The organism is Sphingomonas lenta, assembly GCF_002288825.1.
Classification (GTDB): domain Bacteria; phylum Pseudomonadota; class Alphaproteobacteria; order Sphingomonadales; family Sphingomonadaceae; genus Sphingomonas; species Sphingomonas lenta.
The window spans coordinates 568495-589873 of sequence record NZ_NSLI01000001.1; the positions used below are offsets into that span (position 1 = coordinate 568495).

Consider the following 21379-nt stretch of genomic DNA (forward strand, 5'->3'; position numbering starts at 1 on the left):
GTCCCCACTTAGCCGGCCGCCGCTTGTTCCGCGAGCAGCTGGTCGAGCAGCGCCAGCCGGACGGCGAGGTCCTGCCGGTAGGACGCGCGCTCCGGCGAGAGCGCGACCGCCCGCGCCCATAGCGGGCGCGCGGCGGCGAAGTCGTCGGCACGGACATGCGCCAATCCGAGAAAGAAGGGCGGTGCGGGATGGCGTGGGGCTAAGCGCATCGCCTGCTCGAACGCGAACCGGGCGGGCGGCGAGACCGCGCCGTCGTGGATCGAGTAGGCGGTCCCGAGCGCGGTCCACAGCGCTATGCTGCGCGGGATACGGTTGATGCCGCCCAGCAACGCCCTGACCGCCGAACGCGGATCGCCGGCGCGCATCATAGCGTCGGCTGCGGTCAGATATGCGGCGTCCAACGTGTAGCGACCGAGCATGCGGTCACGCAGGTCGGTGAGCCCAGGATCCTCCACCGGGGCACGCAGAGCCGTCCGGACGGGGCTGGCCGGCAGGTTGGGCGAACCCTGGAGCGCATAGCCGGTCGCGCCCAGCATCAACGCCGCACCGACGAACGTCCATAGCGGACGACCGAGCCGGAGCGCGACCATGAGCGCCATCGCGCCCAGGCCGAGCGCGAGCAGCCAGACCAGTCCCATCAGCCGCGCCGGCGCTTCAGGCTGGCGCGGGCGATCCAAGCGCCAAGGCCCAACAGCAGGATCGGCGCGATCCAGAGCGGCGCGGTGGCGGCCGAGAGCGGCGGGTCGTAGGTGACGTAGTCGCCGTAGCGACCAATCAACCACTCGCGCACCGCCGCCGGCTCCTCGCCCGCCGCGATCCGCTCGCGCACGAGGCTGCGCATGTCGCCGGCCATGTCGGCGTCGCTGTCGGCGATCGACTGACCCTGGCAGACGAGGCAGCGCAGCTCCGCCATGAGCGCGCGCGCCTGCGCCTCCTGCGCCGGGTCGCGCAGCTGGACATAGGCGTAGGGTGCCGGGGTCGCCACGGCCGCGAGCAGGGCGAGAACGGCACTCACCGAGCCTTCTCGATCTCAGCGAGCAGCTTCGGCACGTCGTCGGGTCGGATGTAACCGATATGCTGGTGACGGATCACGCCGCGGCCGTCGACGACGAAGCTCTCCGGAATACCGGCCGACCCAAGCGCGAGCTGGACGGCCCTCGCCTTATCGTCGCCAATGCGATCGAACGGGTCGCCGTTGCGGCGCAAGAAACCGCGCAGCGCCGCCGTGCTGTCGCGCACCGCGACGCCGTCGATGCGCACGCCCTGCCGCTTGAGCGCTATCAGCTGCGGCGCTTCGGCGATGCAGGGCACGCACCAGCTCGCGAACATGTTGACGAGGCGCGGCTCGCCCCCGCGCAGCGTCGCCGAGGACAGGCCGGGCTTGCCGGGGATGAGCGGGTCGAGCGCGAACTCGGGCACGGGCTTGCCGACCAGCCCCGAACGCACGACGCGCTCGGCGGGGCGGAACAGGCCGGCGGCAACCACCGCGAACAGCAGCGCGAAGGCGGCGAGCGGCGCCCAGATCAGCCAGCGCCTCACGCCCATACCTCACGCATGCGGGTGCGGCGCTCGCGACCGAGCCGGCCCAGCAGCGACAGCGCGCCACCCAGCGCGATCAGCGCGCCGCCGAGCCAGATAAAGGTGACGTACGGCTTCCACCATAGGCGGAGCTGCCACTGCCCTTGCCCGTCCGGCTGGCCGAGCACGGCGTAGAGCTGGCCGTCGGCGGTGGTCAGGATCGCGCTCTCGCTAGTGGTGGTCGCCGGGTCGGAGAAGAAGCGGCTCTGCGGGTGAAGCGGCGTCGCTTCGCCGTCGCGCTCGGCGGTGAGGCGGCCTTCGAGCGCGGTCCAGTTCTCGCCGATGCGCGGCGCGATGCCGAGCAGCGTGACGGCGTAGGGCCCGACGTTCGTTCGCTCGCCCACACGCGCGGCGACGAGGCGTTCGTCGGTAAAGGCGGCGTCCGACGCCATGCCGGCGAGGCTGACCGCGACGCCCAAGTGCGCGAGCACCATGCCCCAGGTGAAGAGCGGCGTGCGGCGCAGGTTGCGGCCGAGCAGCGGGACGATGCTCGCGACCGCCAGCCCGACAGCGAGCGACAGTCCCAGGAACGGCAGCGGTGACATCGGGCCGTTGAACGCGAACAGCCCCGCCGCGGTGAACAAGGTGGCGGCGATCGGCCATGTCATGCGGCCGAGCACCGCCTGGCCGTCGTCGCGTCGCCAACGGATCAGCGGGCCGGCGCCGATTAGCGCCACGAGCACAAGCGCGATGACGCCCGCCGTCTTGTTGAAGAAGGGCGGTCCGACCGAGAGCTGCGCGCCGAAGGCGGCGGCTGCGAGGGGGTATAGCGTCCCGATGAGTACGATGCCGAGGATGACGGAGAGGAGCAGGTTGTTGGCGACCAGCCCCGCCTCGCGGCTGACGAGGTCGAACGGCGCGCCGCTCCGAACCGCGCCGATGCGGGCGGCGAACAACGCGAGCGCGCCGCCGATATAGAGGCCGAGGAGCGCCAGGATGAACGCACCGCGTTCCGGGTCGACGGCGAAGGCGTGGACGGAGGTCAGGATGCCGGAGCGGACCAGGAAGGTGCCCAGCATCGACATGCTGAACGCGACGACCGCCAGCATGACCGTCCAGGCGCGTAGGCCGTCTCGCGTCGCGAGCACGGTGACCGAATGGAGCAGCGCCGTCGCGGCCAGCCAGGGCATGAGCGACGCGTTCTCGACCGGGTCCCAGAACCAATAACCGCCCCAGCCCAGCTCGTAATACGCCCAATAGCTGCCCGCCGTAATGCCGATTGTCAGCAGCACCCAAGCGGCGAGCACCCAAGGCCGCATCGCGCGCGCGAAACTGGGCCCCACATCTCGCGTCACGAGCGCGCCGACGGCGAAGCTGAAGGCGACCGACAGCCCGACATAACCGGCGTAGAGCGTGGGCGGGTGGAACGCGAGGCCGGGGTCCTGCAGCACGGGGTTGAGCCCCAACCCTTCCGGAGCCGCGGGATTGAGCCTGGCGAACGGGTTGGAGGAGAAGAGCAGGAAGGCGTAGAAGCCGAGCGCGATCAGGCCCTGCGCGCCTAGCGTGGCGACGAGCGTCCGCTCGTCCAGCCGCCGCTCGAACCAGGCGACCGCCGCGCCCGCCAGCCCCAGAATCGTGACCCAGAGCAGCATCGAGCCCTCGTGGTTCCCCCAGGCGCCGGTCACCTTGTAGAGCAGCGGCTTGGCGGAGTGGCTGTTGGTCGCGACGAGGCGGACGGACATGTCCGACGTCCAGAACACACCCATCAGCATCGCCATCGCGAACGCGACCAGCGCGCCCTGCGTCACCGCGACGGGACGCACCGAGCCGAGCAGCTCCGGCCGGCGCAGGCCCAAGCCCGCCAATGCGAGCTGCGCCAGCGCCAGCGCGGCCGCGAGCCAGAGCGCGGCAAGTCCGGCTTCGGCCATCATTTCTCGAGCGTCTTCGTCTCGTGCAGCGCGCCCTTGAGCTGCGGGGGCATGTACTTCTCGTCGTGCTTGGCGAGCAGGTTGGTCGCCAGGAACGAGCCGTCGGGGCGGAACTGGCCTTCGGCGACCACGCCGGAGCGCTCGCGGAACAGGTCGGGGACGATGCCGGCGAAGGTGACGGGCGTGGTCGCGCGGCCGTCGGTGACGATGAAGCGGACCGTGACGCCGTCGGGTTCGCGGGCGACGGAGCCCGCCTCCACCATGCCGCCGAGCCTGACGGCGCGGCCGAGGGGAAGGCCTAGGCGCGAGACGTCGGAAGGCGCGTAGAAGAACGCGGCCTGATCCTTGAGCGCCGACAGCGCGAGCAGCGCCGCGCCGACGATGGCGGCGAGCGCGAGCAGGACGAGGGTCAAGCGCTGATTCTTAGCGGTCACGCTCAGCCCCACGCATCTGAGACCACGCCGCGGCCGCGAGCGCGCACGCACCGCCGAGCGTCACCGCGTATGCGGCCCACACGAACGCCCACTGGTTCACGCGCGCGCCATCCTGCGCATGCGCGCCTCGGCCTTGGCGGTGGCGAGCATGGCGCGCATGCGCATCAGCACGACGCTCGCGAAGAACAGGCTGAAGCCCGCCAGCATGATCGGCAGCGGCCAGAGCAGCGAGGCGTCGATGCTGGAGCGCGTGAGGCCGATGCTGGGCCCCTGGTGCAGCGTGTTCCACCACACGACCGAGTAGCGGATGATCGGCAGCAGCACGGTGCCGGCGACACCATAGAGGGCGGGCACGCGGCCGTCCCCGCCACGCTCGGCGTCGGCGCGGGCGAGCGCCATATAGCCGAGATAGACGAAGAGCAGCAGCAGCATGGAGGTGAGCCGCCCATCCCACTGCCACCACGTGCCCCAGGTCGGCCTGCCCCAAATCGAGCCGGTGGCGAGGCAGATCGCGGCGAACACCGCTCCCGGGAGCGCAATCGCGCGCGCGGCGACCTGAGCCAGCGGATGACGCCAGACGAGGTAGGAGATGCTGGCGACCGCAATCCCCGTCCAGCCGCCCATACCGAGCCAGGCGGCGGGGACGTGGATGTAGAGGATGCGCACCGTCTCGCCCTGCAGGTAATCGGGCGGCGTCTGCGTCAGCCCCGCCCAGCAGCCGAGCGCGATCAGCACCGCGCCCGCCCAGAACAGGACGGGGGTCAGCGGCCGCGCGATCCGGAGGAAACGCGCAGGGTTAGCGAAGGCGTGTAGGGCGGGCACGATTGGGCGGTTAGATAGTAGGTCCAGGGCGGTTCGTCATCCCTGTCGGCGCTGCGCGTAGAGATGCCGTCCGCCGTTTCGGCCCTGAGCCGGGATAGCGGAGACACCCAGAGCGCCGCGGCAAAGCCGCGTCGTCGGACGGGTTCGGCAAGCCGACCCGCCGGCCGCGGGCTTGGGCGTCTCGCTTCGAGCTACGCTCGGCGCGTGCGCCCTAGCGACTGATGAGGCGCTTGGCGATGGCGTCCGCAACCTCAGCCGCAGGGCGGCCAGTGCGTTCCGACTCGTCCCAGACCTCGTTCAGGCGGCCGGGGATACGCTCGATGCGGCTGTTGACCTCGGCCTCGTCGCCTTGGCCGAGATACTCAAGGCCGACATTGATGATGCCGCCCGCGTTGATGACGTAGTCGGGCGCGTAGAGGATGCCGCGCTCGTGCAGGCGGTCGTAATCCTCGCGGGTGGCGAGCTGGTTGTTGGCACCGCCGGCCACGACCTTCACCCGGAGCGTCGGGATCGTCGCTTCGGTCAAGATCGCGCCGAGCGCGTTGGGGCTGAAGATGTCGGCATCGACGCCCAGGATCGCGCCCGCGGGTACGTGCTCCGCGCCGAGCTCGCTGGCCAGCGCGGCGGCGCGGTCGGCGTTGACGTCGGCGAGCGTCAGCGTCGCGCCGTCCTCCGCCAGCAGGCGGGCCAGGCCGCCGCCGACCGAGCCGACGCCCTGGACCGCGACGCGCACGCCCTTCATGTCGTCCGCGCCGAGCGCGCGCTTGGCGGCCGCCTTGACGCCGAGGTACACGCCATATGCGGTGTAGGGGCCGGGGTCGCCGCCCGCCGCGCCCTGCTCGACCGGCAGGCCGGAGACGTAGCGCGTCACGCCGGCGATGACCTTCATCCGCTCCTCGGACATGCCGACGTCTTCGGCGGTCACGTAGCGGCCGGCGAGCGACTCGACCGCGCGGCCGAACGCCTCCAGCTGCGCGTGCGTGATCGTGTCGCCCGGCTTCGCCGCGAGGACGACGCCCTTGCCGCCGCCGAGCTCGAGGCCGGCCATCGCGTTCTTGAAGCTCATGCCGCGCGACAGGCGCAGCGCGTCGGTGATCGCGTCCCGGTCGGAGGCGTAGTGCCAGAAGCGCACCCCGCCCGCCGCGGGCCCGAGCGCGGTGGAGTGGACGGCGATCACGGCGCGAAGGCCGGACGCCGGATCGGTGAAGAGGTGCACGCCTTCGTGGTCGTCGAAATCAGGGAAGCCCCAGCCGAAGGTCATGCGCGCCCGCTCTTTCGAAAGAAGGGAGGTGGGGCGACCGACGGGACTTGAACCCGCAACTTCCGGCATCACAAGCCGGCGCTCTAACCAATTGAACTACGGTCGCCGCAAAGGTGCCGCGGCCCTAGCGGGCGGCTCTCCCGATCGTCAACCCTATCAGAGGCTGCCTTGGACGGAAAGGCGGTAGCCGTTGGGCGTCGCGACGAAGCCTGCCGCCTCCAGCCGGGGCCTGAGCAGCGGGTCGGTGGACTGGACGGAGAACTCCGCGTCGTAGCGGCCGCCGTCCTGGACGCGCAGCGTAATCGCCTCCGTGCCGGCCTGGCTCGTCAACGGCAGCAGCAGCGCGCCGCGGTCGCAGCGGACGTTGCCGGCGACGCTGGGCGGGAGCGTGATGCCCGCTGCGGCCGCCCCGAGCGTCGCGCGCACCCTGCCCTCCGCCGCCTCGCACCGGCCGTCGCGGAAGCGGAGGGTGACGTCCTCCAGGTCGAGCGTGGTTACGGGAACGGGCGCGAACACACGGCCCGTGGGGAAAGTGCCGGTCGCGTCGTCGACGCCCAGCAGGTGGCGGCTGACGGTCACGGCGGCGCGGAGCGGCGGCACACCGGCGGCGTCGGGACCGGACAGCGCCACGCGCGCGCGCCCGATGAACAGCGGAAGCGGCGACAGCCTGGCCGACAGGTCGCCCAGCGAGAGGTCGCCGAAGCGCGCTTCGGACAGCGTAGCGCCCCAGATGCTGCCCGATACGCGGCGAGCGGTGAGGCCCTGCTCGCCCACGCCGAACCAGCCCAGCGCGAGGCGCATGGGTAGGAACACGATTAGTCCGATCAGCAGCATGGCGCCGAACAGCGCGGCGGGCCGGGTGCGGAGCGCGATACGCCTCACTGCGCGCGGCTCCGGATGGTGAGCTGCGCGCCGAAATTGCCGTCCGGACCGGGGGTGAGCGCGGCCGAGTCGACGATCAGCCCCCTCGCCTCCTGCCGCGCCAGCCAGCCGGTGAGCGCGCCGGGCCGGGCGGACTGGATGGAGACGCGCACGCGGTCGGCGCCGTCCGGCTCGACGGCGGCAAGCGTGAACCCACCTTCCGACGCGCGCACCCTGATCTCGTCCGCGAGCGGCAGCGGGAGCGTCACCGGGCCGCCGCGTTGGACCAGCCGCACGGCGTCGACGCGCGCCTGCGTCTCGCCTAAGCGGATCACCGCGTCGGCGTGGCGGGTGCGCGCGCTCGCGAGCGCGTCGTTCAGCGGGCGGATGATCCCGCCCCAGACGATGGTCACCGCCAGCAACGCGAACATGACAAGGAGCAGCCGGCGCTCGCGGACGGAGCGGGCCTCGAACCAGGTGCGGGCGCTCATCGCGGCACCACCACGAACTCGCCCGAGACGCGCCCGGCGGCCGCGGTGAAGGTGCCGGCGTTGACGGCGAAGCCGGCGCGCTCGATCGAGCGCTTCAGGTCGTTGACCGCGGCCTCGGTCGCGGTGGTCACGCCAAGGCGGAGGTTGCCGTTCGGCTCGAAGGAGAGCGACGTCAGTTCGGAGCCGGGGATTGACTGCACGGCGGCAAAGACGGCCGCCGTTATGGCGCTGAAGCCCTGACCCGGCCCGCGCAGGCCCGCGAGGCGTTCGTCAAGCTGGCGCGACGAGTCGGTCACGGTGGCGCCGCGCGGCAGGCCCTGGCGCGCCACCACGTCGGCGCGCGCCTGCAGCATGTCCGCGCCCACGTCGTATTTGACGAGCCTCACCAGGTCGATCGCGAGCGTCACGAGCAGGATCGCGCCCGCGTACCAGGCGAGCCGGCGCACGAGCCGCCAGTCGATCGCGAACTTACGCCGGCGGGCGAACGCGCCCTGGCGCAGGTCGAGCGGCGTGCCGACGCTCGCCAGCGCCTCCGCCAGCTCGCCACGGCCGAGCGTCGCGGGCGACGCGCCGCCGGTCAGCAGCTCGGTCAGGCGCGCCTCGTCGGCGAAGCCCGCGGCGGGGCCGCGCACCACGCCCTCCCCCGCCAGCTCGGCGCGGGCGTAGCCCTCGCGGGGCGCAGGGATGAGCAGCGGCGCAGGCACGATCGCGACCGGGTCGACGCCGATCTCGGCAAGCTGCTGGAGCCAGCGGCGCATCGCGTCCAGGCCGACGACGCCGATCGAGCGCTCGGGCGCGGTGCCGTCGCGCTCCTCCGGCTCGCCGACCGCGACGTGGAGGTCGGTCGCGGGCGCGGCGCTCGCCTCGGCGGCGAGCAAACGCGCGGCGGCGGTCGCCTGCGCGACCGAGCGCGACGGTAGCTCCGCCCAGTGGAGCGTGACCGCGTCGGCGGGGGCGACGGCGACGATCTCGTCGGCGGCGGGCACGCCCTCCCCTTCGACCAAAGCGTCGCCTTCGACGCGCGCCCATCGGAACGGGCGGTCGCCCGAGGGCAGGAAGAGATAGGTGGGACTCACGACGCCTCGCCCCATTGCCGCGAAACGAGGCGGGCGGGCAAGGCATTCGCGTCGATGAGCGCGCGTTCCTCCACGGTCGTGCCGCCGAGCGACACGTCGACGCGTAGCGCAAACCAACGGGTCTTAGCGGAGAATTGCGGCGGGATGTCGGGCGTGATCCCTGCGGACGCGGGCCCGGCGAGGAGCTGGTTGGGGTCGCCATAACCCTGGGCCGGCCGGCGGAGCAGGTACTGTTGCGCCGCTTCGGGCGGGAGCCGGCCGTCGGGGAAGAACATGGAGAAGAGCGGTGCCTGTTCGGGCAAGAGCGTGTTGACGTTGATGCGCGCGGGTTGTGCGACAGGGAGCGCGCAGACGAACGGGCGGATGCGCCGGTACAGGTCGGGCGTGACGCCCGCCACTGCGCGGAGTTCGCTGACGTCGGCCATCAGGGTGCCCGACGTGCGGTACGGGACTTCGCCGCGCAGATAGGCTGCATCCTCGGCACCCTGAGGCTGGACGAGGTCGTCGGTGTCGATCCAGTCGGCCGTGCCCGCGGCGACCTGCTCGGCGACCTGGGGCGGCACGCCCGTGAGGCGCAGGAGGCGCGAGAACTGCGTGCGCATGGGCGGATCGCTGGAGTAGACGCCCGGCTCGTTCTCGCCGACCAAGCCGTTGAGGTTGAAGCAGTTGCCGCCGTCCGCGACGCGCGCGGTCGCGACGCCGCCGCCGGGCAGCGGCAGGCCGAACGGCCGGTTCTGCCACCCGCCCGCGAGCGTGATGCGGTCGGGGCTCTGGTTCAGGATCGAGTCGATGCGCGTGAGCGCGAGCGTCTCGGCGGCATAAGCATAGGCGCGCGCCTGCTCGATCGCGGCGGCGTTGCCGGCGAGGCGCGTGGACAGGCGTAGCCGCTCCAGCATCGTCGCGGCGAGCACCGCGATGACCGCGACGAGCAGCAGCACGGTGAGCAGCGCCGCGCCGCGCTCGCGCTCAGGTCCGAAGCGCATCGCTGAACCCAGGCGGCGGTGCGTAGCCGGTGCCGACGAGGAAGAGCTGGCGATATTGGCGTTGGTCTGTGCGCGTCACGGTGAGCTCGATCGCGTCGGGCAGCGCCGCGCCGTTCGCACCGTCCCAGCGGTCGCTCCATGCGCCGCGATAGCGGTACCGAAGGCGAAGGTCGGTGACGCCGTCGAGCAGCAGGGCGGGCGTCAGCGGCGGCGCGCCGTCAACCTGGGGGTAGGCGATCCGCTCTAGCGCGCCGTTCGCGACGCGGTAGGCGACTTTCTGGAGCGTCGGGCGACCTGCGTCGTCCAGGTTGGTCCAGCCGCTCCGCACGACGCGGAGCATGGGGTCGGACGGCCCCGCCTCGCCGGTGAAGGCGGGCCGACGCACGCCGCGCTCGTCGCGGGCTGGCCGGTCGACGGCCTGCGCCAGGTCGGCGGAGAGGACGGACAGCGTGCGGTTGAGCGCGGCGAGGTCGTCGAACTTCTCGGACGTGGCGGCCTGCGCGCGGACGCTGAACGACAGCATCGCGACCCCGCCCGCGGCGATCATGCCGAAGATGAGGAGGGCGACGAGCACCTCGACAAGCGTGAAGCCGCGCTCCGTCATGGCACGACCGATACCGTCGGCACGGGTGACCGGATCATGCTGACGCGCGACAGGACGCGGCCCTGCGGGTCGGCGACGGCCACGTCGACCCTGACGATGCGCGTGTTGCCGGTCGGCGCGACGGTGCGCGTCCAGGTCCAGGCCGCGCCGCCGTTCGCCTCGACGCCGCGCGTCGTGCCGGCCAGAGGCGGCTGGGCGGCGGTGACCGCGTCGATCGCGACGTTGCGCGCGACCATCTGCGCGAGAAGCGTGCGGTCGATGATCGACGCGCCGCGGATCGTCGCACCCTCTAGGCGGATGAGCGCCATCGCGGCCAGGCCGAACACGGCCAGCGCGACCATGATCTCGATGAGCGTAAAGCCGCGCTCAGCCCGCATCGACGCGCACGCTCCCGCTGGCGTCGAGGCGCACCACGGCCGACGCCTGATCGCGGACGAGACGCAGGTCGAGCGGCTGGTCGGCGAGGCCGGTCGCGTCGAAAACGACGCGGACGCGGCCCGTGCTCGCGGGCAGGTCGGCGCGTGTGCCCTCGCGCCAGCGCTCGACGCGGAACGGCGCGGCGGCCGGCGTCCACGCACCGCCGGTGCGCCGCTCGAAACCGTAGCCGCCGGCGGTGATCCAGACGCTTACAGGCGACGCGGCGACGATCGCCTCCGCCTGCGCGGCGCGGGTTCGCGCGGCGAAGCGCTCCGCCTCGTTGCGCACGCCGCCCTGCGGGTCGGGCAGCGCGAAAGCCGCTGCGCCCGCGACGAGGCCGATGACGGCGATTACCACCATCAGTTCAACAAGGGTGAAGCCGTGTTCCGGCCCGTTTTCATCGTCATGCCGGGCTTGACCCGGCATCCACGCGCGTCCGCTGTTTACGGATGCACTGCTCGCGGACGCGGACGCACGTGGACCCCGGCTCAAGGCCGGGGTGACGGGGGTGGAGTTGAGGGCGGCGGACGCCGGCACCGATCAGCTCTGCCAGCTACCGATATCGGCATTGGCGTCCTCGCCCCCTTCTTGGCCGTCCGCGCCGAGGCTCCACACGTCCGCCTCGCCGTGCTGGCCGGGCGAGGCGTAGAGGTAGTCGCGGCCCCAAGGGTCCTGCGGGACCGAGCTGCCCTTAAGGTAACCGCCGCTGCGGCCGCCCTGGACGAGCGCGGCGAGGCCCTCGGACGTCGACGGGTAGCGGCCGTTCTGAAGCTTGTAGAGGTCGAGCCCGCCCTGGATCGTGTTGATGTCCGCCTTGGCGCGGGTCACGCGGGCCTGATCGCCGGACGGCAGCACGTTGATCGCGACGATGGTGGCGAGCAGGCCGATAATGACGATCACCACCATCAACTCCACGAGCGTGAAGCCCTGTTCGCGACGGCGGCGCTTTCTCGGATCGGGACGCATGAACATTCCTATTGGCCGGCCAGCGTATTGAGCTGGAGGATGGGGAGCAGGATGGATAGCACGATCGTCGCCACGATGCCGCCCATGAGCACGATGATGATCGGTTCGAGGAGCGACAGCGCGGTCGCGGTGAAGCGGTCGAACTCGCGCTCAAGATAGTCGGCGGCGCGCTCGAGCATCTCGTCGAGGCGGCCCGCGGCTTCGCCGGAGGCGGCTAGGTAGGTCAGCAGCGGCGGGAACACGCCCGCGCGGCGCATGGCAGCCGACAGGCTGCCACCGCCGCGTATATTCTCCACGATCTCGTCCGACGCGAGGCGGAGGCGGCGGTTGTGGATGGTGCCGGCGGTGAGGCTCAGGCCTTCGAGCAGCGGCAGGCGGCTCGCGACCATGGTGCCGAGCGTGCGGGCCATGCGGGCGGCGTGGAGATCGCGCAGGAGGCGGCCGAGGAACGGCACGCGCAGGAGCCAGGTGTCGAAGGCGAGCCGAAAGCCGGGCCGGCGCAGCGCGGCCCAGAGACCAACGCTCGCAAGCCCCAGGAGCAGGAGGAGCAACCACCAATAGCTGCCGAGAAAGTTCGACAGGGCGATCACGATGCGCGTAAGAAGCGGCAGCTCCTGACCGACGGTGTCGAACTGCTCGACGACCTGCGGCACGACGAAGATCATCAGCGCGGCGACGACGCCCAGCGCGACGGTGGCGAGAATGGCGGGATAGGTCAGCGCGGTGATGAGCTTGCCGCGGATCTCCGCTTGGCGTTCGAGCAGCGCGGAAAGGCGTTCGAGGATGGTGGGCAACGTGCCCGACCCCTCGCCCGCCGCGACCATCGCGCGGTAGAGCGGGGGAAAGGACCGCGGCTCGCGCGCCATGGCGTCGGCGAGGCGGCGGCCCTCGACGACGCCCGCGTGGACGGTCGCGACGATCGCGCGGACGCTCTCCTGCTCGGTCTGACGAGTGATGGTGCGAAGGGACTCCTCTAGGGGAGAGACGCGGTTCAGCGTCGCGAGCTGACGCGTGAAAAGCGTGAGCTGCTTACCCGACATCTTCGTGCCGCCCAGCTTGAGCCCAAATAGCGGGCGGCCGCGCGTCGGCGGTGGGGCGCTACCGGGTTCGATGCGGACGACGTAGAGCCGGCGCGCGTCGAGCGCGGCGCGGGCGGCGTCGATACTCGCGGCGACGACGTGGCCGCGGCGCTCCTGGCCGCGGGTGTCGATGGCGAGATAGTCGAAGTCGGCCACGAAGTCAGGTCACCCTCATCCTTCCCACTCGCCTGCGGCGAGCGGGCCCCTTTCCTCTCCCAACGGGAGAGGGAGGGAGCGGCGAAGCCGCGGAAGGGTGAGGGTGATCAGGCACCGACGGGCTCCGCTTCGGGCGCGAGGTCCTGGACCGGTGTGTCGGTCGCGTCGCGGCGGGTGACGCGGACGGCCTCCTCCGGCGTGGTGACGCCGCGGCGGACCAGGTCGCGCGCAGCGCTCGCCAGCGTGTCGGACCGGGCGAAGGCGTGGGCGGCGATGGCGGCCTCGTCGCCGCCCTCGTTGATGAGGCGGCGGACGGTCTCGTCGACACGGACGACCTCGAACACGCCGACGCGGCCCTTGAAGCCGGTGCCGTTGCACGCGCCGCAGCCGGTCGGCTCGAAGACGACGCTGTCTGCCCCAATGCCCAGCATCGGCGCGATCGTGTCGCGGCCGGGAACGGGGCGGCGGCAGTCGGGGCAGAGGCGGCGGACGAGGCGCTGGGCGATGACCGCCCGCAGGGTGGAGGCGAGCAGGAACGGCTCCACCTTCATGTCGCGCATGCGCGTGATCGCGCCGACGGCGTCGTTGGTGTGGACCGTGGACAGCACGAGGTGGCCGGTCAGCGATGCCTGCACGGCGATCTCGGCGGTCTCGCGGTCGCGGATTTCGCCGACCATGACCACGTCCGGGTCCTGGCGCAGGATCGCGCGCAGGCCCGCGGCGAAGGTCAGGCCGACCTTGGGATTGACCTGCGTCTGGCCGACGCCCTCGACGGCGTACTCGACCGGGTCCTCGACGGTCAGGATGTTGCGGCTGCCGTCGTTCAGCCGCCGCAAGGACGAGTAGAGCGTCGTGGTCTTGCCCGAGCCGGTCGGGCCGGTGACGAGGACGATGCCGTTCGGTTCGGATAGCACCTCGTTCAGCACGCGCTCGACGGCGGGGGTGAGGCCCAGCGCCTCCAGGTCGATGCCGGCATTCTCCTTGTCGAGGATGCGGAGCACGACGCGCTCGCCCGCCCGGCTCGGGAGCGTGGAGACGCGGACGTCGAGGAGCTTGCCGCCGAGTGTCAGGCCCATGCGGCCGTCCTGCGGCACGCGGCGCTCGGCGATGTCGAGGCGCGCCATGACCTTGACGCGGCTGACCACGACGGGCGCGACGTGCGGCGGCATGCGCAACGTCTCGCGCAGCACGCCGTCGATGCGCATGCGGACGACGAGGCCGGTCTCGTAGGGCTCGATGTGGATGTCGGACACGCCGTTGCGGGCGGCGTCGGCGATGATGCCATTGATGAGGCGGATCGCGGGCGCGTCATCGGCGGTGTCGAGCAGGTCCTCGGCAGTGGGGAGGTCGCCAGCGAGGCTGTCGAGTTCGCCGCCCATGCCGACCGCAGCGATGGCGGTCGCCTGGCCGTCCATCGCGTAGGCGTCGGATAGGAGGCGGTCGAAGCTCGGCCCGTCCACGACCTCGACGTCGAAGGGTCGCCCGAGATGACGGCGGAGCTCAATTAACGCGCGCGGGTCGGAGCCCTCGCGCAGCGCGACCGTCAGCGGGTCCGCTCCCCGTAGGACGGTACCGAAGCGGCGGGCGAAAGCGTAGGGAATGCCCGGCACTTCGAAGCTCGGCGCGACCGGCGGGACGGCGATGACGGGCCGGTCGGGATCGGACACCAGCGCGGGCGTGGCGAGGTCGAGCGGCTCGCCGCCGGGCCCGTCGGACAGCACGGCCAGCGCCTCGTCGTCCGCGTCGCCGCCGCGACGGATGATCACGTCGCGCTCGGTCGGCGCGCCGCCGAACGCGAGCTTGCCGTCGGGGGCGGCGGGGCTGGTCGGGTCGGTCACGCGCTCATCCTAGCACAGGCCTCAGCGCGTCCGCACCCGCCGCGTAGTCGTGGTCGACTGGATCTGCACGGGCGCGGCGATGTTCGGATCCTCGATGTTGCCGGGCAGCGGCGCGGACGGGATCGGGGGTGCCGCACCCATGTAATCGCGGACGAGCTGGTCGATGGACGGTTCCTGGTCGGGCTGGGCGTAGCCCTGGAGCTGGCGGAGATAGCCGTAGCGCTGCTCGGTGTGGCGGCGGCTGTCCTCCGGCGAGCGCAGGATCGTGGGGCGCACGAAGACCATCAGGTTCGTCTTGGTCCGTGACCGCGCCTTGGACCGGAACAACGCGCCGATCGCGGGCAGGTCGCCCAAGAACGGGATCTTCTCGATCGTGCGCCGCTCCGAGTCGTCGAGCAGGCCGCCGATGACGACGATCTGGCCGTTGTCGACGACGAAGCTGTTCTCGATCGCGCGCTTGTTGAGGATCAGTTCGGTGTTGTCGGCCGACACGGGCCCGGCGATCGAGCTCACCTCCAGGCGGAAGTTGAGCTTGACCGCGCCCGACGCGTTGATCTGCGGTCGGACGTCGAGTTGGATGCCGACATTCTCGCGCTGGACGGTCCGGAACGCATTGTCGAAGTTGTTCGACAGCGCTTGGCCGGTGGTGATCGGGATCTCCTGGCCGACGAGGCTCGAAGCCTGTTGGTTGTCGAGCGTGATCAGGTGCGGCTGCTGGAGCAGGTTGGACGTGGTGTCGCTCTTCACCGCGTTGATGATCGCGCCGAACACCGTCGAGCCGATCGTGCCGCCGAAGCCCGCGAAGCCGCCGGACGTGTTCAGGATCGAGTTGATCGCCGACTGGGCGAGCTCGTCGCTGACCCCCGTGTTCACGCCGGTGATCGTGGTCGTGCCGGTGGTCGTAGTGGTGGTCGTGGCCAGCTCGCGCGCGCCGATCGCGCCGGCGATGGCGAGGATATTGGGGGCGGTGTTCTGATAGGTCGATGCCGCGAACGCGCCGCCGGACAGGTCGCCGAGCAGGAACTGCGCGCCGAGGCGGTTGACGGTCGCGTCCGACACCTCGGCGATGATCGCCTCGACGAGCACCTGCTCGCGCCGGGTGTCGAGTTGTTCGATCACCTCGCGAAGCTGGCGCTGGATGTCGGCGGGCGCGGCGATGACGATAGCGTTCGCGCCCTGATAGCGGGTCACCACCGCGGCGGTGCGGCCGCCTTGCGTGGTGATCGCGGGCTGGTTGGCAGCGCCTCCCGCCGGCGCGGCGGTCGGGATCGGCGCCGGCGCGGAGGGCGCGACGCCCGCGCCGCTCGTCCCCGCCCCGTCGCTCGCGCCGAAGCTGGAGCGCTGCAGTTGCTGGCCCGCCTGCGGCTGGTCGGGCGCCTGGCCCACGAGCTGCTGAAGCACGGGCAGGAGCTGCTCGGCGTCGGCGTTCTCCAGGAACACGACGCGGATCTCGGTGCCGAGCTTCGCCTTGCGGTCGAGCTCGGCGGCGATCGCGGCAAGGCGGCTGACGGTGGGCGCGTCGCCCCGGATCGCGACCGAGTTGGAGCTCTCGACCGCGACGACGGAGACCGCCTGCCCGCCCGCGCCCTGCGCCCCCTGCCCCGCCGCGCCCAGCGCCTGGAGCGCCGCGGCGATCTCGCGTGCGCCGGCGTTCTGGAGCGTGACGACGCGCGTAGAGGCATTGTCGCTGTCGACGCGCCGCAGCACCTCGCGGATGCGGCGGATATTGTCAGCGAAGTCGACCACGACCAAGCTGTTGCCAGCGCGGTTGGCCGTGACGGAGCCCTGCTGGCTGACGAGCGGGCGCACCGTCTCCAGCGCCGACTGCGCGTCGACGGAGCGCAGGCGGATGATTTCAGTCACGAACGCGTTGCGCGACGCGCCGGCCGAGCCGATGCGGCTGGGCTGCTGCGCGGCGTTGTCGAGCGGCTGGACGCGGAACGCGCCGTTGCCCGTCGGTACGGCGATGAGCCCGTTCGACCGCAACGTCGAGAGGAACACCTCCAGATACTCGGCGCGGCTCAACGGCCGGTCGGTGACGACCGTCACCTTCCCATTCACGCGGTTGTCGATGATGAAGGTGCGGCCGGTCACCTTGGCGGCGTCGGCGATGAACGCGCGGATGTCGGCGTCGCGGACGTTGAGCGTGGTTTGCGCGATGGCGGGCGCGGCGAGCGCGAGCGCCAGGGCGGCGGCGAGGTGGTGCTTCATTGAGGTGGTGCGATCGTGATGGAGAGCTGGACGGGCTGGCCGCCGCGCTCGACGGTGAGGGGGACGTTGCCGCCCTGAGGGTATTGGCGCTGCAGCCCGTCCAGCGCGTCCGCGCCGGTGACCGCGCGCCCACCAATTGAGGTCAGCACGTCGCCGTCCTGCAACCCGATCTGGCGGAACGCGTCGCCCGTGCCCTGCGAACGGAGCACGAGCCCGGACAAGCGCCCGCCGTCGATGCGCGGGATGAAGCCGATGTCCTGGCGCAGCTGCGGCACGGTGACGCCGCTCCCCGCAGGCGCCACGACGGTCGCGCCGGTGATGGCGGGCGGCACGACTCCGGGCGTCGTCGCGCCGGGCGCCTGCGACTGGTCTAGATAGAGATCCTCGCGCGGGCCGCCGCGGTCGAGCGTCACATGGTCGAACGCCACGGCCGCGAGCCGTACGCCGGGCGCGACCTCCTCGCCGACTGATACGCTCTTCTGCACCCCGTCCGGCCCGGCGAGGATCGCCGACCCGCCGCCGGTCGCGTCGTCGATGCGTGTCCCGAACAAGGTGAGCTGGAGCGAGGTGACCGCCACCGGCCCGGCGGCCTGGGCGGGGCCGGTCAGGCGGAAGAACGGGTCGAACGAGGTCAGCGTGTCGACGGGCGAGGCGGGCGTGACCACGGGCGCGGGCCGCCATTCGCCCAGCGGCGACACGGGCGTGGCGATCGCCCAGACGAGCCGCGCCGCCTGGCCCGCCAGCACGGCCATCAGCGCGAGCTCCGCCGCCGAGTAGAGGTTGACGACGGGCAGCCGCCTCAGCCAGCGGCGCGCGCGCGCGTCCAGTTGCAATCGCATGGGTGTTCCGATCCCGCCCGGTCCGGGGCTAGATGTGCCATGTTACAGCCGTGCGTCAAAGCTGAAACGTGACCGTCATATCAGTACCGGAAGGTGCCGCCATGCAGTTGGACAACCTACGCCGCCTCGGCTCCGGCCTCGACGCCGAGCCGATCGTGGCGCACCTCGCCGGCCAGCCGGGCGTGCAGAAGGTCCCCAGCCCCAAGCTGACGCTGTTCATCCGGCGCGGCTTCCTGGAGCCGGAGCTCTGCGCGGCGGTGATCGGGCGCATCGACGCGGTGCGCCGTCCGTCCACCATCGCCGACCCGAACGGCGACGCCGCCTACCGCACCAGCGAAACGGGCGACCTCGACGCGGCCGATCCCGTCGTCGCCGAGCTGGAGTGGCGCATCGCCGCGGCGACCGGCCTCGACCCCGCGTACGGCGAGCCGATCCAGGGCCAACGCTACGCCGTCGGCCAGGAGTTCAAGAACCACACGGACTATTTCGAGCCGACGGGCGCGGACTACGATCGCTACTGCTCGGTCGCCGGCAACCGCACCTGGACGGTGATGGTCTATCTGAACGAACCGGAGGCGGGCGGCGCGACGCGGTTCAAGGCGATCGAAAAGACGGTGCAGCCGGAAACGGGCAAGCTGCTCGCCTGGAACAACCGACGGCCGGACGGGAGCCTCAACCCCGCCACGCTCCACCACGGCATGAAGGTGCGTGCGGGGGTGAAATACATCGTGACGAAGTGGTATCGGGAGCGGCCGTGGGGGTGACCCCTCCCCTCTCCCGCTTTCGCGGGAGAGGGACAGGCGCATAAGTGCCAGAGTGAGGGCCCGTTCTGACGTAAGAGGGTGCCCTCACCCTGCGGCTGCGCCGCTGTCCCTCTCCCGCGAAAGCGGGAGAGGGCTTAAGGATCAGAATCGCGTGCTCAGGCCCAGCGAGAAGATGCGGCCCTGGCGGAAGCGGTTGGTGAAGACCACGTTGCCGTTGTCAAACTCCTGCCGCTCCTGATAGCGCGTGCGCGTCAGGTTGCGCGCCTCCGCCTTCACCTCGAACTCGACGCCGCGCACCTGGAAGCCCTGGCGCGCCACCACGTCCAGGCGGATGCCAGGCCGCTCGATGATGTCGGGCAGGAAACCCGCGCCGCTGGTGTTGCCCGGACCGCGGTTGGTCACGCGGTCGCTCGCGTAGTTGAACAACACGGTGAATTGCGACAACGAGGCCGTGTCCTCGATCCCGAGCTGCAGGTTGACGAGGTGGTCCGACTGGCCCGTCAGCGGCGCGCCGTCGCGGAAGAAGGCGTCGGCGGGGCCGAAACCTAGCGGGCAGCCGCCGATCGCGGTGGTCTGGTTCGGGTCCTGCGCGTTCGGGACGCACTCGGCCGACGCGTTGATCGACGACTTGGTGTAGGTGTAGTTGGCGAGCGCGAGCAGGCGGCGGGTCGCGAAGAAGTCGCCGAGGAAGTCGAGCGGGAAGTATTTCTGGATTTCGACCTCGCCGCCGTAGAGCGTCGCGGAGGGCAGATAACTGAAGCCGGTCTGCAGCGGCGAGTCCTGCGTCGGGAAGGTGCCGACCTGCTCGATTGGGTTGTCGATCCGCTTGTAGAAGCCCGCCAGCGTGAAGCGCTGGTCGCGGCCGAAGAACCACTCGTAGCGCCCTTCGACGTTGTAGAGCTCCGAGTCGGTCAGGCCCGGGTTGCCGATGAACAGTCGGTCCGAGTCCGGGTCGCGGAACTGCTGCGGCGCGAGTTCGCGAAACTGCGGGCGCGAGATCGTCTTGTACGCGCTCGCGCGGAGCTGCTGGTTCTCGGCGAAGTTCCAGGTGATCGTCGCCGCCGGCAGGAAGTAATCGTTGTCGAGCGTGGTGCCGGGCGCGCCGACGGGCACGACCTCCTCCCGCGCGGTCTCGTAGCGCACGCCGATCGTGGCGCGCAGGCCGTCGGCGGCTTCCGCTTCGGCCTGGACATAGCCCGCGTGAATGCGCAGTGACGCGTCGTAGATCGGAGCGCCAAGCGGCGAGTTGAACTGTAGCTGGATCGAAGACCGCGGACCGGGGACGAGCGGCGTCGCGTTGTTCAGCACGTCCGGCGACAGCAGCAGGTCGGGCCGATAGAGGTTGTACGGGAAACCCGGCGCGCTCGCCGCGCCCGTGTTGAGCTGGAAGTTGAACGGCAGGCGCGTCGAAGTGCGGTCCGTATCCGAGTAGAAATATCCGGCCGACAGCGTGAAGGGCCGCTCGGTGTTCAACTTGTAGGTGGCGTCCGCCTGGCCGCTCCACAGATCCTCGTCCAGCTCGGAGAAGACGATGGACGCAAAGGGCGTGAAGCGCTGCGTCACCGCGTACACGCCGGGGATGCGCTGGCCGGCGGCGTTGATCGCGCCGTTCACCTCGCACTGGAACTGCGCGAAGCTGTTCGGCTCGGCGCCGGGTTGCACGTTGAAGCCGGGCGCGGGCTGGCTGACGCACAGGTAATCGAATTGGCGCTCATAGGGCGCGTTACGCTTCGAGTTGGCGTAGGCGCCCCGGACGTCGACCTCGAAGCTGTCGCTCAGCTTGAACTCGCCAACGAGTTGCGACTCGAACAGCTGGCGCTCGAACCAGTTGGTGTTCTGCTGGAAGCGCAGGCCGCTGAAGTTGTTGTAATTGTCGGACGCGGAGGCGCGGCCCTGCTTCAGCGTGTCGTGAATGTAGACGTTGGTCCAGCGGATCGTGTCGTCGCCGAACTCGTAGCCCAGGCCGACCAGCGCGTTGGCGACCACGCGATTGTCGGTGAGCAGCGTGCGAAAGTCGTTTCGGACGTCGCCCGTCTCCGACACCGTATCCTGCTGGACGATCGAACGGGTGCGGAAGGTGTTGCTCGCGCTGATCGAGGCGACGACGCCGAGCCGGTCGGAGCCGATGTCGAACGCGGTGCCGCTCGACAGCTCGCCCGACCAGTTGGGCGGAAGCTGGTTATTGCGTAGCAGCAAGGAAGTCTGGGCGTTGCTCAGGCGCGCGACCTGATCGGTCGGCACCAGGCCCGAGTTCGCCTCGCCCGTGCGGAGCGAGCGCTCGATGCCGCGTACGAAGCCGGGGATGTCGCGCGTGCCGTCGTCGTAACCGATCCAGTCGGCGTCGCCGCCGTCATAGACCAGACCGAGTTCGGAGGTGGTGATGTCGTCGGCGGCGATCGACGCGCCCGCGGCGATGAAGTTCTCGTCCGGGATGGCGCGCGTGGTCAGGTTGATGACGCCGCCGCCGAACTCGCCCGGATAATTGACCGAATAGGTCTTCTGGACCAGCGCGGAGCTGACGATGGTCGTCGGGAAGATGTCGAGCGGCACCGATCGGCGCAGCGGCTCGGGGCTCGGCAGCGGCGAGCCGTTGAGCAGCGAGGAGGAGTAGCGGTCGCCGAGGCCGCGGACGAACACGAAGCCGCCGCCCACGACCGAGAGGCCGGTGACGCGGGTCAGCGCGCCGGCGATGTCGCCCTCGCCCGTGCGGGCGATGTCGGCGGACGACAGGATGGAGACCACCTGAGGCGTGGCGCGGACGACGTTGGGCACGTTGCGGCCGACGACGACGATCTCGTCGCCGACCGGATCGGCGCCCGGCGTCGAGACCTCCACGGTCTCCTGTTCGGCCTGCGCCTCGGTCGCGGACGCGTCGCCCGTCTGCTGCGTCTGGTTGCCCGTCGTGCCCGCGCCCGTCTGCGGGGTGGTCGAGGTCGGCCCCTGCGCCGACGGTGAGGAGCCGCTGGTGGTCGGCGTCGGCGACGAGCTGCCGCCGGAGGTCTGGGCGAGCGCGGCCGGCGCGACGAGCTGCGTCGTCAGCAGGAGGAGCGAGGCGTAGGTCGTGCGCTTGGTCATGGCCGAAACTTCCAGGTCAGGATGTCAGTGGCAGGGGCCGGGGCGGCGAGATCGCG

21 protein-coding genes and 1 tRNA gene are annotated in these 21379 nt (G+C 71.1%); 1 reads left to right on the forward strand and 21 read right to left on the reverse strand.

All coding sequences use genetic code 11. From position 1 onward, the window contains the following. Positions 1-8: 8 nt before the first annotated feature. The 20 genes from CKY28_RS02755 to CKY28_RS02850 form a co-directional block, all read right to left on the reverse strand. Positions 9-638: a tetratricopeptide repeat protein gene (locus tag CKY28_RS02755; protein ID WP_095996779.1), complete on the reverse strand. Its 630-nt coding sequence runs from the start codon at positions 636-638 to the stop codon at positions 9-11. Next, positions 638-1015: a cytochrome c-type biogenesis protein gene (locus CKY28_RS02760; RefSeq protein WP_095996780.1), complete on the reverse strand. Its 378-nt coding sequence runs from the start codon at positions 1013-1015 to the stop codon at positions 638-640. The genes CKY28_RS02755 and CKY28_RS02760 overlap by 1 nt, the downstream gene beginning before the upstream one ends. After that, entirely contained in the window at positions 1012-1545 is a 534-nt protein-coding gene (locus tag CKY28_RS02765; protein ID WP_342747125.1) for a redoxin family protein, read from the reverse strand. Before CKY28_RS02765 ends, CKY28_RS02760 begins: the two co-directional genes overlap by 4 nt. Next, positions 1536-3449, reverse strand: coding sequence for a heme lyase CcmF/NrfE family subunit (locus tag CKY28_RS02770; protein ID WP_095996781.1), 1914 nt, complete (start codon positions 3447-3449; stop codon positions 1536-1538). Before CKY28_RS02770 ends, CKY28_RS02765 begins: the two co-directional genes overlap by 10 nt. Next, complete coding sequence (ccmE, locus tag CKY28_RS02775) at positions 3446-3880, reverse strand: cytochrome c maturation protein CcmE (RefSeq protein ID WP_095996782.1); 435 nt, start codon at positions 3878-3880, stop codon at positions 3446-3448. The genes CKY28_RS02770 and ccmE overlap by 4 nt, the downstream gene beginning before the upstream one ends. Positions 3881-3976: 96 nt before the next feature. After that, positions 3977-4702, reverse strand: a complete 726-nt coding sequence (gene ccmC / locus CKY28_RS02780; RefSeq protein WP_095996783.1) for a heme ABC transporter permease CcmC — start codon at positions 4700-4702, stop codon at positions 3977-3979. A 211-nt stretch (positions 4703-4913) separates the two neighbouring features. Then, the gene (locus CKY28_RS18495; RefSeq protein ID WP_095996784.1) at positions 4914-5963 is read right to left on the reverse strand and encodes a Leu/Phe/Val dehydrogenase; all 1050 of its coding nucleotides are present in this window, start codon (positions 5961-5963) and stop codon (positions 4914-4916) included. A 29-nt stretch (positions 5964-5992) separates the two neighbouring features. Further along, positions 5993-6069 (reverse strand) — tRNA-His (locus CKY28_RS02790). A gap of 50 nt (positions 6070-6119) precedes the next feature. After that, complete coding sequence (locus CKY28_RS02795; RefSeq protein ID WP_095996785.1) at positions 6120-6845, reverse strand: type II secretion system protein N; 726 nt, start codon at positions 6843-6845, stop codon at positions 6120-6122. Further along, positions 6842-7315 (reverse strand): type II secretion system protein GspM, encoded by a 474-nt coding sequence (gene gspM / locus CKY28_RS02800; RefSeq protein WP_095996786.1) that lies wholly within the window; start codon positions 7313-7315, stop codon positions 6842-6844. Before gspM ends, CKY28_RS02795 begins: the two co-directional genes overlap by 4 nt. Then, positions 7312-8391, reverse strand: coding sequence for a type II secretion system protein GspL (gene gspL / locus CKY28_RS02805; RefSeq protein ID WP_245841524.1), 1080 nt, complete (start codon positions 8389-8391; stop codon positions 7312-7314). The genes gspM and gspL overlap by 4 nt, the downstream gene beginning before the upstream one ends. Next, on the reverse strand, positions 8388-9374 hold the full coding sequence (gene gspK / locus CKY28_RS02810; RefSeq protein ID WP_095996788.1) for a type II secretion system minor pseudopilin GspK: 987 nt from the start codon (positions 9372-9374) through the stop codon (positions 8388-8390). The genes gspL and gspK overlap by 4 nt, the downstream gene beginning before the upstream one ends. After that, a complete protein-coding gene (gspJ, locus tag CKY28_RS02815; protein WP_095996789.1) occupies positions 9358-9978 on the reverse strand; it encodes a type II secretion system minor pseudopilin GspJ in 621 nt (206 codons plus the stop codon). Before gspJ ends, gspK begins: the two co-directional genes overlap by 17 nt. Continuing rightward, entirely contained in the window at positions 9975-10355 is a 381-nt protein-coding gene (gspI, locus tag CKY28_RS02820; protein ID WP_095996790.1) for a type II secretion system minor pseudopilin GspI, read from the reverse strand. Before gspI ends, gspJ begins: the two co-directional genes overlap by 4 nt. After that, positions 10345-10821: a GspH/FimT family pseudopilin gene (locus CKY28_RS02825; RefSeq protein WP_095996791.1), complete on the reverse strand. Its 477-nt coding sequence runs from the start codon at positions 10819-10821 to the stop codon at positions 10345-10347. Before CKY28_RS02825 ends, gspI begins: the two co-directional genes overlap by 11 nt. Before the next feature lie 114 nt (positions 10822-10935). Continuing rightward, complete coding sequence (gene gspG, locus CKY28_RS02830; RefSeq protein ID WP_095996913.1) at positions 10936-11361, reverse strand: type II secretion system major pseudopilin GspG; 426 nt, start codon at positions 11359-11361, stop codon at positions 10936-10938. Positions 11362-11369: 8 nt separating this feature from the next. Continuing rightward, positions 11370-12596: a type II secretion system inner membrane protein GspF gene (gene gspF / locus CKY28_RS02835; protein WP_095996792.1), complete on the reverse strand. Its 1227-nt coding sequence runs from the start codon at positions 12594-12596 to the stop codon at positions 11370-11372. Between the two features lie 107 nt (positions 12597-12703). Further along, on the reverse strand, positions 12704-14239 hold the full coding sequence (locus CKY28_RS02840; RefSeq protein ID WP_095996914.1) for a GspE/PulE family protein: 1536 nt from the start codon (positions 14237-14239) through the stop codon (positions 12704-12706). A 216-nt stretch (positions 14240-14455) separates the two neighbouring features. Beyond that, positions 14456-16645 carry a type II secretion system secretin GspD gene (gene gspD / locus CKY28_RS02845; RefSeq protein WP_095996793.1) on the reverse strand — a complete coding sequence of 730 codons (2190 nt, stop codon included), beginning with the start codon at positions 16643-16645 and terminating at the stop codon, positions 14456-14458. Further along, a complete protein-coding gene (locus CKY28_RS02850; protein ID WP_095996794.1) occupies positions 16642-17484 on the reverse strand; it encodes a type II secretion system protein N in 843 nt (280 codons plus the stop codon). Before CKY28_RS02850 ends, gspD begins: the two co-directional genes overlap by 4 nt. 101 nt (positions 17485-17585) lie before the next feature. Here CKY28_RS02850 and CKY28_RS02855 point away from each other — a divergent pair, with 101 nt between their 5' ends. Continuing rightward, positions 17586-18248 carry a prolyl hydroxylase family protein gene (locus tag CKY28_RS02855; RefSeq protein WP_095996795.1) on the forward strand — a complete coding sequence of 221 codons (663 nt, stop codon included), beginning with the start codon at positions 17586-17588 and terminating at the stop codon, positions 18246-18248. 141 nt (positions 18249-18389) lie between these two features. On the opposite strand, the gene CKY28_RS02860 is transcribed toward CKY28_RS02855, so the two are convergent. Next, positions 18390-21323: a TonB-dependent receptor domain-containing protein gene (locus CKY28_RS02860; RefSeq protein WP_095996796.1), complete on the reverse strand. Its 2934-nt coding sequence runs from the start codon at positions 21321-21323 to the stop codon at positions 18390-18392. Between the last annotated feature and the right edge of the window lie 56 nt (positions 21324-21379).